The sequence below is a fragment of the Arthrobacter sp. PM3 genome, assembly GCF_003352915.1.
Lineage (GTDB): Bacteria > Actinomycetota > Actinomycetes > Actinomycetales > Micrococcaceae > Arthrobacter.
This window is the reverse complement of record NZ_CP022314.1, coordinates 2,950,997-2,965,207: the sequence shown is the minus strand read 5'-3', so window position 1 is coordinate 2,965,207 and position 14,211 is coordinate 2,950,997. Positions and strand designations below refer to the sequence as shown.

Sequence of the window (14,211 nt, the reverse complement as noted above, 5' to 3'; positions counted from 1 at the left end):
GCGCTGTCCTACCGGGCTACCGCACCGGCTGCGCGATCCCGGCCCGCCAGACCGCGTGCGTCAGCGGGATGCCGGGCCGGTAGGCCAGGTGCGTGGCCGACGGCGCGTTGAGCAGGTGCAGGTCCGCCCGGTGTCCGACGGCGATCGAGCCCACCGCCCGTTCGCCGTCGGCGTCGTTTCCGGACTCCCGGCCCAGGGCCAGGGCGCCGCCGTACGTTGCCGCACGCACCGCTTCGTGGACGCTGAGCCGCATCTGGAGCACGGCCGTGGTGACGCAGAACGCCATGGAGCTCGTGTAGGACGTGCCGGGGTTGCAGTTGGAGGCCAGGGCGATCTGCACGCCGGCGTCGAGCAGCTCCCGGCCGGGGGCGAGCGGCTGCCGGGTGGAGAGGTCGCAGGCCGGCAGGCAAGTGGCAACGGTGCCGCGTTGACCAGTGCCGCGTTGACCTGTGCCGCCCTGACCGGTGCCGCCCTGACCGGTGCCGCCGTCCCAGCCGGTCCAGGTGCCGGCGAGGGCATCGATGTCCGCGGCGGAGAGGTAGTTCACGTGGTCCACGCTCGCGGCGCCGAATTCCACCGCCAGCCGGACACCGGGGCCCTCGCCGAGTTGGTTGCCGTGCACGCGCAGTCCCAGCCCGGCGTCCTTGCAGGCCTGGAGCACCCGGCGGGACTGGTCCTCGTTGAACGCGCCCTGCTCGCAAAACACATCGGCCCAGCGGACGTAGGGCAGCACCGCGGCGAGCATCGGCCCGCACACGAGCTCCGTGTACTCCTCCGCGTCCGTCCCGGCGGGCACGAGGTGCGCCCCGAGGTAGGTGACCTCGTCCGCGACCGTGGAGGCGATCCGGGCGCTGCGCGCCTCGTTCTCGATGTCCAGTCCGTAGCCGGTCTTCGTCTCGAGGTACGTGGTGCCCTGGGCGACGGCCTCTGCTACGCGGCCCATCGCCAGCCGGGTGAGGTCAAAGTCGCTCGTGCTCCGGGTGGCGCCCGTGGTGACGGCGATCCCGCCGGCGCTGTAGCTCTCCCCCGCCATCCGGGCCTCGAACTCGGCCGTGCGGTCCCCCGCGAAAATCAGGTGGGTGTGGGAATCGACCCATCCCGGCAGCAGCGCCCGGCCCCCGGCATCCACGGCTTCGTCCGCCGCCGGGGCGGCGGCCGCCGGACCGAGCCAGGAAATCCGCTCCCCCTCGATCACCACCGCCGCGTCGCGGAGGACGCGGTGTTCCGCGTCCTGGGTCATCAGTTCGGCGATGTTGGTGATCAGGATGCTCATGGAACCATTCTTCAGCGCCGGATGGACCAGCGGGTCGCGGCCAGCGCCTCCGCTGTCCGGGATGCCGGACTGGCGCCTCCGTCCTGTCCTGCGAGGATGAGTCCGGCGGCCAGTTCCGAGATGCCGGAGGAGGTCTGGAAACCGTACCCGCCCTGGCCGGCGAGCCAGAAGAATCCCCGGGCCTCGGCGTCGAAGCCGGCCACCGGGACGCCGTCGGCCGCTTCCGTCCGCAGGCCCGTCCAGGCCTTGCTGACGCCGCGGATCCCGAGCGTCGTGATCGTGTTGAGCCGGGCAACGAGCCCTTCGATGTCGCCGGGATAGGGTTTGGCGTCCTCGGGGCCGCTGGGCACGTGCTCGGAGGGCGAGATCAGGACCTGGCCGCCCTCGGGCCGGAAGTAGAAGCTGTCATCCGCCGCGGCCACCATCGGGCAGCCCGCCGGGAGCGGATGGGCGACGTCGACGATCGCGGCGGTGCGCCGGTACGGCTGGAGGCCGAGCTTCTCGACCCCGGACAGGACGGCGAGTTCGTCAGCCCAGGCGCCGGCGGCATTGACCACGACGGCCGCCTGGAAGCCTTCCTGGCCCGCGCCGAGTTCCCAGCCGGAGCCGAGCCGCTGGGCCGAATGGACCCTGGCGCCGGTGATGATGTCCACGCCGCCGGCTTCGGCCCGCCGCCGGTGGTCTTCGAGGAGCACGGGGGCGTTGCAGGCGAAGGATCCGGTGTCCAGGCCGGCGGCGCTAAAGGATTCCGGAACCAGTGCCGGGCACAGTTCCATGGCCTCGGCGTGGGTGATCCGGTGCATGTGGCCGCTGGCTTCGGCGCGGACGGTGGCGTCGTCGCCGATCAGCATGAAGCCGCGCGGGGTGAGCACCGGTTCCGGGAGCCCGGCGTCCCGGGAGGCGATGAGCTCCAGGGTCCGGACGGTGAGTTCCTGGACCACGGGCGGGCCGTAGCTGGGGATCAGCTGCCGGGCCGAGCGCGCCGAGGTGTGGTAGGCGAGGGTCTGCTCGGCTTCGACCAGGGCCACGCTGCACTGGCCGGCCAGGGCGGAGGCGAGGGACAGGCCGGCGATACCGCCGCCGACAATCACGACATCGTAAGTTGCTGACATGGTTCCATCCTTGCAGACGGACACGCCGGTGGCTGGGTTTGAGGCGGGGTTGGGGCGCGGGGTGCGGCGCCGAGACGGGCGACCGGGCGGGAGCAGCGGGCGAGCGGCGCCGATCCGCGACAGGACGTCTCAGATTGTCCGCACCAACGGACATGCCCTCCCCTGCTTCGTGCCACTGGACATGCCCCTCACTGCGGCAACCCAGCCCGGGACATGCCCTTTGTTGGTCGCAGCCATTGGACATGCCCCTCACTGCGGCAGCCCAGCCCGGGACATGCCCGTTCTTGCTCGTGGCCGTTGGACATAGTGGCACTATGTCCAGTCCTCGCAGCCAGAACTGGGCATGTCCCGCGGACAAGCCCATGGAGGAAGCCGGAGGTTGAACGAGCCAGGCCCGACCGCGCCAGGGCCCTGCAATTCACGGCCGGACCATGCCAGGGCCCTGCAATTCACGGCAGACCCACGCCCGGACCTCTGCAATTCGGCGCCGGGCGGGGGCGCCGGGCGGGGGCGCCGGGGTCAGCCGGCGACGGCGGCCCGGCTCTGCACGAACGCCTGGACGCACGCCTCGACGTCCTCGGCGCTGTGCGCGGCGGAGAGCTGCACGCGGATCCGGGCGGCGCCCTTGGGGACCACGGGGTAGCTGAACGCGGTGACGAAGACGCCGTGGTGGAGCATGGCGTCGGCCACCTTGGCCGCCATGACGGCGTCGCCGAACATGACCGGGACAATCGCGTGCTCACCGGGGAGCATCTCGAAGCCTTCCTCGCCCATCCGGTTCCGGAAGAGCTCCGCGTTGGCGAAGAGCTTGCTGCGCAGTTCGCCGGAGTTTTCCACGAGGTCCAGGGCCTTGAGCGTGGCCGCGACAATGGCAGGGGCCAGCGAGTTGGAGAACAGGTAAGGACGGGCTTTCTGGCGGAGCATGGCGATCACTTCGCGGCGGCCGGAGACGTAGCCGCCGGAGGCGCCGCCGAGGGCCTTGCCGAAGGTGCCGGTGTAGATGTCCACGCGGTCCGAGACGCCGGCGTGTTCCGGGGTCCCGGCACCGGAGGCCCCCATGAAGCCCACCGCGTGGGAGTCATCCACCATGACCAGGGCGTCGTACTTTTCGGCGAGGTCGCAGATGGCTTCGAGCGGGGCCAGGAACCCGTCCATCGAAAAGACGCCGTCCGTGACGATCACCTTGCGGCGGGCCGGGTTCTCCTGGGTGGTGGCTTCGATCAGCTTGGCCTCGAGGTCCGCCATGTCCTGGTTGGCGTAGCGGAACCGCTGGGCCTTGCAGAGCCGGATGCCGTCAATGATGGAGGCGTGGTTCAGGGCGTCGGAGATGACGGCGTCCTCCGGGCCGAGGAGGGATTCGAACACGCCGCCGTTGGCGTCGAAGCAGCTGGAGAACAGGATGGTGTCCTCGGTGCCAAGGAACGCCGAGACGCGCTTCTCGAGGGCCAGGTGCAGGTCCTGGGTGCCGCAGATGAAGCGCACGCTGGCCATCCCGAAGCCGCGCTCGTCCATGGCTGTCTTGGCGGCGGCGATGATTTCCGGGTGGTCGGCGAGGCCGAGGTAGTTGTTGGCGCAGAAGTTCAGGACGTCGGCGCTGGATTCGCCGATCTGCCCGGCCTTGATGTGGTTGGCCTGCGGTGAGTCGATGTGGCGCTCGGTCTTGTATAGTCCGGCGCTGCGGATCTCGTCGAGTTCGTGCTGCAGCTGGTCCTTGATGGCTGAATACATTTCGGTGGGCTCCTCAGCTGGTTGGGTGCGGGGAAAAATGCGGGGTATGGACAGTGGCCGGAACGGGCGGGCTGGAAGGTCGGCTCAGAAGACGGTCCAGTCGAGGACCACTTTGCCCCCGACGCCGGCACGGGCCACGTCGAAGCCCTTTTCCCAGTCCGTGGCAGGCAGCGTGTCCGTGACCACGGCGGAGATGTTGGCGTGCAGGACCGGGTTGGAGGAGAGCATCGCGCTCATCGCGTACCAGGTTTCGAACATTTCGCGGCCGTAGATGCCCTTCATGGTCAGCATGTGCGTGACCACCTTGCCCCAGTCGATGTTGATGGACTGGCTGGGCAGTCCCAGCATCGCGATCCGGCCGCCGTGGTTCATGTTGTCGATCATCTCAGGCAGCGCGGTGGGGTGTCCCGACATTTCCATGCCGATGTCGAAGCCCTCGCGCATCCCGAGTTCGCGCTGCGCGTCCTTGACCCGCATCTTCGAGACATCGATCGCGAGGTCGACGCCGAGCTTCCGGGCCAGGTCCAGCCGCGGCGCGGAGACGTCGGTGATGGCGATCTTCCGGGCGCCGGCGTGCCGTGCGACGGCGATCGCCATCAGGCCGATCGGCCCGGCACCGGTAATCAGGACGTCCTCGCCGACCAGCGGGAAGCTCAGGGCGGTGTGGACGGCGTTGCCGAAGGGATCGAAGATGGCGCCCAGTTCCGGTGTCACGGACGGATCCTGGTGGACCCAGACATTGGTTTCGGGGATCACCACGTACTCGGCGAAGGCGCCGTCGCGCTGGACGCCGACGCTGACGGTGTTGATGCACATCTGCTTGCGCCCGGCGCGGCAGTTGCGGCAGATCCCGCAGACGATGTGCCCCTCACCGGAGACCCGGTCGCCGACCTTGACGTCGAGGACGTCTTCGCCGATTTCGACGACCTCGCCGTAGAACTCGTGGCCGGCGATCAGCGGGGCGTTGATGATGCCCTGCGCCCAGGCGTCCCAGGACTGGATGTGCAGGTCCGTGCCGCAGATGCCGGTGGTCATGACGCGGATCTTCACGTCGCCCGGACCGGCTTCGGGCTCGGGGCGGTCAACGAGTTCGAATCCTGCGTGGGCGCCGGCCTTGTAGAGAGCCTTCATGGACTGTCCTATCTGTGTTTGGTCTGCACTGCGTTGCGCCGCGCGGCACGGGCGTGTGGGTCAACTCACCCCATTAGACCCACCAGAAAGGTTTAGCACAACCGAATTTTTCTCAATCGACGATTTAGGAATTGCTGTTGCATAGAATGGCTCGCATGGAAATCCACCAGCTGGAGATGCTGCGCGAACTCGGCGCCCTGGGCAGCGTCAAGGCCGTCGCCGAAACCCTCCTCGTGACGCCCTCGGCCGTGTCGCAGCAGCTGGCCGCGCTGCAGAAGTCCGTGGAGGTGCCGCTGACCCGGAAGGAGGGCCGGAACCTGGTGCTCACGGAGGCCGGGCAGGTCCTCGCGGACGCGGGGGCCGCCGTCGTCAGCGCCATGGCGGATGCGAAGACGGCGATCGGCGCGTACCACGGCTCGCCCGTGGCGCCGGTGACGCTCAGCGGGTTCCACAGCGCGGGGCAGGCCCTGTTCGCCCCGCTCGCCCGGCTCCTGGACGGCCCGGGCCGGCCCAGGATCCTGCTCTCCGACGAGGACGTGGCCCAGCAGGACTTCCCGGCCCTGACCGCGCGCTACGACCTGGTGCTGGCGCACCGGATGGACCACAGCCCGCGCTGGCCCGAGGAACGCGTCGCGGTGATTCCACTCGCGCATGAGCCGCTGGACGTGGCGCTGCCGGCCGGGCACCGGCTGGCTGGCCAGGCGGCGGTGACGGCGGACGACGTCGTCGGTGAACCGTGGGTGACCAGCCGCGCCGGATACTCCCCCGCGGATGTGCTCTCCGCCGTCGCTGCCGTCTCGAGCCGGGAGCTGAATATTGTGCACCGGATCAACGACTACTCGACCGTCGCGGCGCTGGTCGCGGCCGGCGGAGTGATCGGGCTGCTGCCCCGGCACACGGCGCGGCCCGTGCTCAACCCGGACATTGTGCTGCGGCCGCTCGCCGGGATCAGCACCCGGCGCCGGATCGACATCCTGGCCCGGCCGGAGAACCTTAAACGCAAATCGGTCATGATGGTCTGCGAAGCATTGCAGACCATCATGACCGGGTTGGTGGGCGGCTGAGGCTTAGCCTTCGACGCCGAGCTTCTGAAGGATCAGTTCCCGGACGCGGCCGGCGTCGGCCTGGCCGCGGGTGGCCTTCATGACGCCGCCGACGATCGCGCCGATCGCCTGGACCTTGCCGCCGCGGATCTTGTCGGCGACGTCGGGCTGCGCCGCGAGGGCCGCGTCGATGGCTTCGAGCAGGGGGCCGTCGTCGGAGACCACGGCGAGGCCGCGCTTTTCCACGATTTCCGCCGGGGTGCCTTCGCCGGCGAGCACGCCGTCCAGGACCTCGGAAGCCATCTTGTTGTTGATCTTGCCGTCCTCGAACATCTTGTTCAGTTCCACGATGGTGGCCGGGTTGACGCCGAGCTGGCCGGGGTCGACGTCGGCGTTCTTGGCGCGTCCCACAATCTCGCCCATCCACCATTTGCGGGCCACGGTGGCGGTGGCGCCGGCGGCGATGGTTTCCTCGATCTCGTCCAGGACGCCGGCGTTGACGACGTCGCGGAACTCGAGGTCGGAGTAGCCCCAGTCGGCCTGCAGGCGTTTGCGGCGGGCGGCCGGCGGCTCGGGCAGGGTGGCGCGGAGCTCCTCGACCCACTCGCGGGAGGCGACCACGGGGACGAGGTCCGGCTCGGGGAAGTAGCGGTAGTCGTCGGCGTCGGACTTGGCCCGGCCCGAGGTGGTAGTGCGGGTGTCCTCGTGCCAGTGCCGGGTCTCCTGAATGACCGGCTCGCCGGAGTCCAGGACGGCGGCGTGGCGCTGGATCTCGTAGCGGACGGCGTGTTCGACGGCGCGCAGCGAGTTCACGTTCTTGGTTTCGGAGCGGATTCCGAAGCGTTCGCGGCCGTGCGGGCGCAGCGAGACGTTGGCGTCGCAGCGGACGTTGCCGCGCTCCATCCGCGCGTCCGAAACGCCGAGGTTCTTGACGATCTCGCGGACGGCAGCCACGTAGGCCTTGGCGAGTTCGGGCGCACGGCTGCCGGCACCCTCGATCGGCTTGGTGACGATTTCCACCAGCGGCACGCCGGAGCGGTTGTAGTCCACCAGCGAGTAGTCGGCGCCCTGGATGCGGCCTGCGGCGCCGCCCATGTGGGTCAGTTTGCCGGCGTCCTCTTCCATGTGGGCGCGTTCGATCTCGACCCGGAACACGGTACCGTCGGAGAGCTCGACGTCCAGGTAGCCGTCGTACGCGATGGGCTCGTCGTACTGGGAGGTCTGGAAGTTCTTCGGGGTGTCCGGGTAGAAGTAGTTCTTCCGGGCGAAGCGGCAGGACTCGGCGATCTTGCAGTTCAGGGCCAGACCGATCTTGATCGAGGATTCGATCGCGGTCTTGTTCACCACGGGCAGCACGCCGGGCAGGCCCAGGTCCACCTCGTTGACGTTCGTGTTTGGCTCGTCACCGAAGACGTTCGGCGCGGAGGAGAACATCTTGGTCTTGGTGTTGAGCTCCACGTGGACCTCGAACCCCAGGACGGGATCGTACTTCTCCATGGCCTCGTCGAAGCTCAGGGTTGCGTCAGTCATTAGTGTGAACCTCCGTGGCTCAGGGCGGCAGCAGCGGCAGAATCAGCCGCAGAAGAATCAGTAAGCGCGGGGGCCTTCGCCAGCAGCGGGCCGCCCCACTGCGCCTCGAGCAGGGATTCCAGCACGGCGCCGACGCGGTACAGCCGGGCGTCCTGGCGGGCCGGGGCCAGCAGCTGGATGCCGACCGGCAGCCCGTCCTCGTCGGCCAGGCCGCCGGGCAGGGAGAGGCCGGGGACACCGGCCATGTTGGCGGGGATGGTGGCAACGTCGTTGAGGTACATGGCCAGCGGGTCGTTGAGCTTCTCGCCGAGCTTGAACGCCGTGGTGGGCGCCGTCGGGGAAATCAGGACGTCGGCCTGGGCGAACGCGGCCTCGAAGTCGCGCTGAATCAGGGTGCGCACCTTCTGCGCCGAGCCGTAGTAGGCGTCGTAGTAGCCGGCGCTCAGGGCGTAGGTGCCCAGGATGATGCGCCGCTTGACCTCGTCGCCGAAGCCGGCGGCACGGGTGGCGCCCATGACGCGTTCGATCGTCAGCGGGCCCTCTTCGGGCAGCACCCGCAGGCCGAACCGGACGCCGTCGAACTTGGCCAGGTTGGAGGAGGCCTCGGAGGGCATGATCAGGTAGTAGGCGCCGAGGGCGTACTTGAAGTTGGGGCAGGAGACCTCGACCATCTCTGCCCCGGCGCCCTTGAGCAGCTCGAGGGACTCGTTGAAGCGGTTTTCGACGCCGGCCTGGTAGCCCTCGCCGTGCAGTTCCTTGATGATGCCGATCTTCATGCCCTCGACGTTGCCGGTGCGGGCCGCGGCCACGAGGTCCTCGAGCGGGTCCGGCAGGGAGGTGGAGTCACGCGGGTCGTGGCCGCCGATCACCTGGTGCAGCAGGGCCGAGTCGAGCACGGTGCGGGAGACCGGGCCGATCTGGTCCAGCGAGGAGGCCATGGCGATGGCGCCGTAGCGGGAGACGCTGCCGTAGGTGGGTTTGACGCCGACTGTGCCGGTCACGGCGCCGGGCTGGCGGATGGATCCGCCGGTGTCGGTGCCGAGGGCCAGCGGGGCCTCGAAGGCCGCGACGGCGGCGGCGGAACCGCCGCCGGAGCCGCCCGGGATGCGGTCCAGGTCCCACGGGTTGCGGGTGGGGCCGTAGGCGGAGTGCTCGGTGGAGGAGCCCATCGCGAATTCGTCGAGGTTGGTCTTGCCCAGGATCGGCATTTTCGCGGCGCGCAGCCGCTCCACGACCGTGGCGTCGTAGGGGCTGTGCCAGCCTTCGAGGATCTTCGACCCGGCTGTGGTGGGCTGGCCGATCGTGACGATGAGGTCCTTGACGGCGATCGGCACGCCGGCCAGGACGTGCAGGGCCTCGGCCTCGGCACCGCCGGCGGCGCGGATCGCGTCCACCTCGGCGGCGACGGCGAGGGCTTCGTCGGCGTTGACGTGCAGGAAGGCGTTGACCTTGCCGTCAACGGCGGCAATCCGGTCCAGATAGGCCTGGGTGACCTCGACGGCGGTGACCTCGCGGGCGGCCAGCTTCTCTGCGAGCGCGGCGGCGGAGAGGCGGATCAGTTCGTTGGTGTCAGTCATGGTCTTAGTCCTCATCCAGGATTGCCGGGACCTTGAAGCGGCCCTCATACGCATCGGGCGCGCCGGAGAGGGACTGCTCGGCGGTGAACGTGTGGCCCACGACGTCTTCCCGGAAGACGTTGCTCAACGGGATCGGGTGCGAGGTGGCCGGGACATCATCACCGGCGGCTTCACTTACGGACTTCACCGATTCCACGATGACGGCGAGTTCGCCGGCCATCCTGTCCAGCTCTTCAGCACTCATCTCGATGTGCGCGAGACGCGCAAGATGCGCAACGTCGTCGCGGTTGATCGCAGCCATGGATCTCCCCTGCAAGGTACGGATTGTTTTCCGTCCCAGTCTACTAACAAGCAACGCGGGGTCACTTACGGTCCGTCCGGGCGTCCGGAATGGGCCGTAGGTGACCCCGCGTTGCTTTTGGCGGTGCGGGAGGGGCGGGTCAGCCGACGCCGATGGCTCCGGTGAGGACTCCCACCCCGAGCATCACCAGGGAGATGACAGCCGTGCGCCAGAGCACCTTCTTGTGGTGGTCGCCGAGGTCCACCTTGGCCAGGGAGACCAGGAGCAGGATGGCCGGGACCAGGGGGCTCTGCAGGTGGAAGGGCTGGCCGGTGATGGAGGCGCGCGCCATGTCGGCGGCGCCGACGCCGTAGTGGGCGGCCGTCTCGCTGAGGACCGGCAGGACGCCGAAGTAGAAGGCGTCGTTGCTCATGAAGAACGTCATCGGGATGCTCAGGACGCCGGTGATGACGGCCATGAGCGGTCCCATGTCCGCCGGGATGATCTGGACGAGCCATTCGGACATGGCCTTGACCATGCCGGTGCCGTTGAGGACGCCGGTCAGGACCGCGGCGGCCATGACCATGCTAACGACGGCGACGATCGAGGGTGCGTGGGCGATCAGCTGGGCGCCCTGGTCCTTGACCTTGGGGAAGTTGACCAGCAGGGCGATGGCCGCGCCGACCATGAAGACGAACGGGAGCGGGATGATGTTGGCGACGAGGGTGGCCATGACGGCGACGGTGAGGCCGAGGTTGAACCAGAACAGCTTGGGACGCAGGGTGGCGCGGTTGGGGTCCAGGGCGGTGTCCGCCATGGCGGTGTCGTGCTCATCGACCAGGAGCTCCGTGCGCTCCAGGACTGCGACGCCGGCGCCGCCGGTGCCCGGCTTGCCCGCAGCGGGGGTCGAACCCGGGCCGCCGTTGCCGGAACCGCCGGCCGCGCTGCCGGCCGCTGCGCCGCCGTCGAACTCTTCAGCCGTTTCCGGCACGCCCCAGATTTCCGGGGCGACGGCGCGGAGGCGGTTGCGTTCCTGCAGGCCGAGGAGCCAAGAGAAGGCGAGCACCACGACCAGGCCCACAATGAGGGACGGGATCATCGGGACGAAGACGTCGTTGACGTCCAGCTTCAGCGCGGTCGCGGCACGGGCCGTGGGGCCGCCCCACGGCAGGATGTTCATGGTGCCGTTGGCCAGGCCGGCGACGCAGGTCAGGACGACGGGGCTCATCTTGAGCCGGAGGTAGACCGGCAGCATGGCCGCAGTGGTGAGGATGAAGGTGGTGGAGCCGTCGCCGTCGAGCGACACCGCGGCGGCAAGGATGGCCGTGCCGAGGACCACCTTGGCGGGGTCGTTGCCGAGCTTGCGCAGGATGAACTTCACCAGCGGGTCGAACAGCCCGACGTCGATCATCAGGCCGAAGTAGATGATGGCGAACATCAGCAGGGCGGCCGTGGACGTCATGGACTTCATGGAGTCCATGACCATGGGTCCGATGCCGAGGCCGGCGCCGGCGAAAAGCCCGAAAATCGTGGGAACGATGATGAGCGCCAGGACGGGCGTCAGCTTCTTCGTCATGATCAGCACCATGAAGACCGCGATCATGGCGAATCCTAGTAATACCAGCACGGCCGGCTCCTTCTTCTTTGAATGACACCACTACGGTGTGATGCGCACTACAGACGTTAGAGTGGCGCCCGTCACGGCTGGGCCTTTGGCTCAATTGATTGGCATACTGCTTATTGGATGCATTTTGCGCATTTTGCTCACACCCGTTCCGTTCCCCAGGCAGGAGCCCCGATGAAGCGCCGCACTGGCCTGCCGCCCCTGCGTTTTTCCACCCAGACACTGCTGCTGCAGCTGGGCGTCGTGGCGCTGGTGGTGCTCCTGAGCAGTGCGGTCCACGCCTGGCTGAGCTACGAGCGGCTGGGCCGCGAGGCGGAGAACCAGGCACTGACCCTGGCCCGGACCGTGGCCTCGGACCCGTCCGTGCGCGCCGAGGTCCAGGCCATCAGCGCCCTGCCGGCCGCTCCCCCGGCGCCCGAGCTGCTGGCCGGACCGCTGATGGCGGCCGCGGAGGGCGCCCGCACCCGCACCGGCGCCCTGTTCGTGGTCATCACGGACGAGACGGGCATCCGCCTGGCGCACCCGGAGGCGGAACGGCTGGGCGAAAAGGTCAGCACCGACCCCTCCGAAGCCCTTGCCGGCAGGGAGGTCACCACGCGCAACACCGGCACGCTGGGCCCGTCCGCCGGCGCCAAGGTCCCGGTGTTCGCTCCCGGGTCCACGGCCGTGGTGGGCGAGGTGAGCGTGGGTTACTCGACCGAATCGATCAGCCAAAGCCTGGCCCGGGACATCATCCCCATCGCCGTCACGGCCGCCGGAGCCCTGCTGGCCGGCGTGCTGGCGTCTTTCCTGCTGCGCCGGCGGCTCCAGCGGCTGACGCTCGGCCTTGAGCCGGAGGAAATCAGCACCCTGGTGCACGACCAGGTGGCCGTCCTGCAAGGGGTCGACGACGGCGTGATCGGCGTGGCGGCCGACGGCAGGGTCAGTGTCTTCAATGCCGCCGCCCAGCGGCTTCTGGGTGTTCCCGACCTCACGGGCGCCGCCTGGGCCGGTGCGCCGGTGCCGCCCCAGCTGAAGGCCCTGACCCGGGCCGACGCGGCGGAGGGCGATGCCGTGGAGCTCGTGGCCGGCGGCCGGGTCCTGGTGGCGAGCGCCCGCAAGGCCCTGCACGGCCGCGAGGACCTGGGCTGGGTGGTGATGCTGCGTGACCGGACCGAGCTGCAGCAGCTGACCCGCCAGCTCGACGCCGTCGGAACGATGTCCGCCGCCCTGCGGGCGCAGCGCCACGAGTTCGCCAACCAGCTGCACACGATCGCCGGCTTCATGAGCATCGGGCAGCCCCGGCAGGCCCAGGAGTACCTGGCCCGGCTGGTGGCGACCGGGCCGCTGGCCTTCCCGGTGGACCAGGCCGCGCTGCTCCAGGACCCGTACCTGCAGGCGTTCATCGGGGCCAAGGGCGTCGAGGCGGACGAGCGCGGGGTCAGCCTGCGCCTCGGCCCGGAATCCGTGGTCCGGGGCCACGTCACCGAACCGCAGGACGTCACCACCGTCCTGGGGAACCTGATCGACAACGCCGTGAACGCCGCCGTGGCCGGTGCCGCGGCCGAGCGCTGGGTGGAGGTGGAGGTGCTGGACGAACCGGGCGTCGACGGCGGCCCCGGCACCCTCCATATCGTCGTCGCGGATTCCGGGGACGGTCTGGGCGCCGGGTACTCGGCCGCGGAGGCCGAGGCCGTGTTCGCGGAGGGGTATACGACGTCGGACCGGCCGGCGCGGGCCGGCGCCGGGCAGGGCCTGGGGCTGGCGCTGTCGCGGCAGCTGGCGCGCCGCCGCGGCGGCGACGTCCGGGTCGTGGACCCGGGCTCCGCCGGCGGGCCGGGCGCCGTCTTTGTCGCCACCCTGCCCGGGACCACACTGCCCGGCACCACAATGCCGGCGGCCACAGAACCAAGCGGAAAGGACACCGATGTCTGAAGATTTCAGGGTGCTGATTGTCGACGACGACTTCCATGTCGCCAAGCTGCACGCCGCCTACGTGGATTCGGTGGCCGGCTTCCTGGCGCTGCCGCCGGCCGGCACGGCGTCGCAGGCGTTGCAGGCGATCCACAGCCTGCGCCCGGACCTGGTGCTCCTGGATGTCTACCTGCCGGATGCCTCGGGCCTGGACCTGCTGCATCAGCTGGACGTGGACACGGTGATTCTTAGCGCGGCCTCGGACACGGCCTCGCTCCGCCTCGCGTTCCGCCGGGGGGCGCTGGGCTATCTGCTCAAGCCTTTCACGGCGGAGTCCCTGTCCCAGCAGTTGCGCTCCTATGCCCGCTATCGCCGGATCCTGTCCCAGCCCGGGTCCGTCAACCAGGAAGCGGTGGAACGCGCCAAGCGCGCCCTGATCCCGGGCGATGTCGCGGCCTCGGCCCGGCCCCGGTCCGCCACCGAGGCCGCGGTACTGGAATCCCTGGTTCCCGGCGAGCAATATTCGGCGGCCGACGTCGCCGCCCGGGTGGGGGTGTCCCGGGCCACGGCCCAGCGGTACCTGTCCTCGCTCGCGGATGACGGCGCCGTCGACATCCAGCTGCGGTACGGCACCACCGGCCGGCCCGAGCACCGGTACGGGCTCCCCGCCGCGGCCGGCCGCTGACACAAGCAACGCGGGGTCACTTAAAGCCGATCCGGAGCGCGCAAAATCATACGGTCGTTGCAACATTCTGTTTTTGGAGGTTGCTATGCCGAGTGGTTATCCGGCGCCGGATGCGCTGAAGGATGAGTTCTTTTCACTTCTGCGGCAGGGGGTGTCGGTGAAGGAGGCCTCGGCCCGGATTGGGGTGTGGCGCAGTAATACGCAGCGGTGGCTGGGCAAGACTGGCGGCATGCAGATGCGTATGGGTGTTGATGGAGGCGTTGAGGCGGGCCCGGTGCCCGCTGTCCGGCCGGGGTCCAACCGGCTTGATCTGGTGGACCGGGCGGTGATCATGA

General features: G+C 69.3%; 11 protein-coding genes and 1 pseudogene. 4 read left to right on the top strand and 8 right to left on the bottom strand.

The features are described from left to right. Window positions 1-16: 16 nt before the first annotated feature. From CFN17_RS13475 to tdh, 4 genes are all read right to left on the bottom strand, one after another. The gene (locus tag CFN17_RS13475) at window positions 17-1,273 is read right to left on the bottom strand and encodes an amidohydrolase family protein (protein ID WP_208748290.1); all 1,257 of its coding nucleotides are present in this window, start codon (window positions 1,271-1,273) and stop codon (window positions 17-19) included. A gap of 11 nt (window positions 1,274-1,284) precedes the next feature. Next, entirely contained in the window at window positions 1,285-2,385 is a 1,101-nt protein-coding gene (locus CFN17_RS13470) for an FAD-binding oxidoreductase (RefSeq protein ID WP_208748289.1), read from the bottom strand. A gap of 519 nt (window positions 2,386-2,904) precedes the next feature. After that, window positions 2,905-4,113: a glycine C-acetyltransferase gene (locus CFN17_RS13465; RefSeq protein WP_208748288.1), complete on the bottom strand. Its 1,209-nt coding sequence runs from the start codon at window positions 4,111-4,113 to the stop codon at window positions 2,905-2,907. Between the two features lie 84 nt (window positions 4,114-4,197). Then, window positions 4,198-5,244, bottom strand: coding sequence for an L-threonine 3-dehydrogenase (gene tdh / locus CFN17_RS13460; RefSeq protein WP_208748287.1), 1,047 nt, complete (start codon window positions 5,242-5,244; stop codon window positions 4,198-4,200). Window positions 5,245-5,399: 155 nt separating this feature from the next. Here tdh and CFN17_RS13455 point away from each other — a divergent pair, with 155 nt between their 5' ends. Further along, complete coding sequence (locus tag CFN17_RS13455; RefSeq protein ID WP_208748286.1) at window positions 5,400-6,308, top strand: LysR family transcriptional regulator; 909 nt, start codon at window positions 5,400-5,402, stop codon at window positions 6,306-6,308. Between the two features lie 3 nt (window positions 6,309-6,311). On the opposite strand, the gene gatB is transcribed toward CFN17_RS13455, so the two are convergent. The 4 genes from gatB to CFN17_RS13435 form a co-directional block, all read right to left on the bottom strand. Next, window positions 6,312-7,817 carry an Asp-tRNA(Asn)/Glu-tRNA(Gln) amidotransferase subunit GatB gene (gene gatB / locus CFN17_RS13450; protein WP_208748285.1) on the bottom strand — a complete coding sequence of 502 codons (1,506 nt, stop codon included), beginning with the start codon at window positions 7,815-7,817 and terminating at the stop codon, window positions 6,312-6,314. After that, window positions 7,817-9,394 (bottom strand): Asp-tRNA(Asn)/Glu-tRNA(Gln) amidotransferase subunit GatA, encoded by a 1,578-nt coding sequence (gatA, locus tag CFN17_RS13445; protein ID WP_208748284.1) that lies wholly within the window; start codon window positions 9,392-9,394, stop codon window positions 7,817-7,819. Before gatA ends, gatB begins: the two co-directional genes overlap by 1 nt. Window positions 9,395-9,398: 4 nt before the next feature. Continuing rightward, a complete protein-coding gene (gatC, locus tag CFN17_RS13440) occupies window positions 9,399-9,695 on the bottom strand; it encodes an Asp-tRNA(Asn)/Glu-tRNA(Gln) amidotransferase subunit GatC (protein WP_208748283.1) in 297 nt (98 codons plus the stop codon). Between the two features lie 139 nt (window positions 9,696-9,834). Next, complete coding sequence (locus CFN17_RS13435; protein ID WP_208748282.1) at window positions 9,835-11,301, bottom strand: CitMHS family transporter; 1,467 nt, start codon at window positions 11,299-11,301, stop codon at window positions 9,835-9,837. Window positions 11,302-11,472: 171 nt separating this feature from the next. Between CFN17_RS13435 and CFN17_RS13430 the strand changes: the two genes are divergently transcribed. The 3 genes and pseudogenes from CFN17_RS13430 to CFN17_RS13420 all read left to right on the top strand — a co-directional run. Beyond that, window positions 11,473-13,212 carry an ATP-binding protein gene (locus tag CFN17_RS13430; protein ID WP_208748281.1) on the top strand — a complete coding sequence of 580 codons (1,740 nt, stop codon included), beginning with the start codon at window positions 11,473-11,475 and terminating at the stop codon, window positions 13,210-13,212. Continuing rightward, window positions 13,205-13,876, top strand: a complete 672-nt coding sequence (locus tag CFN17_RS13425) for a response regulator (RefSeq protein ID WP_208748280.1) — start codon at window positions 13,205-13,207, stop codon at window positions 13,874-13,876. The genes CFN17_RS13430 and CFN17_RS13425 overlap by 8 nt, the downstream gene beginning before the upstream one ends. 85 nt (window positions 13,877-13,961) lie before the next feature. Beyond that, a pseudogene (locus tag CFN17_RS13420) lies at window positions 13,962-14,211 on the top strand (IS30 family transposase); the annotation flags it as partial.

What these genes read in the sequence shown, in the direction of transcription:
- gatA (WP_208748284.1), bottom strand. Translation starts at nt 9,394, where the DNA reads ATGACTGACACCAACGAACTGATCCGCCTCTCCGCCGCCGCGCTCGCA.
- CFN17_RS13430 (WP_208748281.1), top strand. Translation starts at nt 11,473, where the DNA reads ATGAAGCGCCGCACTGGCCTGCCGCCCCTGCGTTTTTCCACCCAGACA.
- gatB (WP_208748285.1), bottom strand. Translation starts at nt 7,817, where the DNA reads ATGACTGACGCAACCCTGAGCTTCGACGAGGCCATGGAGAAGTACGAT.
- CFN17_RS13425 (WP_208748280.1), top strand. Translation starts at nt 13,205, where the DNA reads ATGTCTGAAGATTTCAGGGTGCTGATTGTCGACGACGACTTCCATGTC.
- CFN17_RS13465 (WP_208748288.1), bottom strand. Translation starts at nt 4,113, where the DNA reads ATGTATTCAGCCATCAAGGACCAGCTGCAGCACGAACTCGACGAGATC.
- CFN17_RS13470 (WP_208748289.1), bottom strand. Translation starts at nt 2,385, where the DNA reads ATGTCAGCAACTTACGATGTCGTGATTGTCGGCGGCGGTATCGCCGGC.
- gatC (WP_208748283.1), bottom strand. Translation starts at nt 9,695, where the DNA reads ATGGCTGCGATCAACCGCGACGACGTTGCGCATCTTGCGCGTCTCGCG.
- CFN17_RS13475 (WP_208748290.1), bottom strand. Translation starts at nt 1,273, where the DNA reads ATGAGCATCCTGATCACCAACATCGCCGAACTGATGACCCAGGACGCG.
- tdh (WP_208748287.1), bottom strand. Translation starts at nt 5,244, where the DNA reads ATGAAGGCTCTCTACAAGGCCGGCGCCCACGCAGGATTCGAACTCGTT.
- CFN17_RS13455 (WP_208748286.1), top strand. Translation starts at nt 5,400, where the DNA reads ATGGAAATCCACCAGCTGGAGATGCTGCGCGAACTCGGCGCCCTGGGC.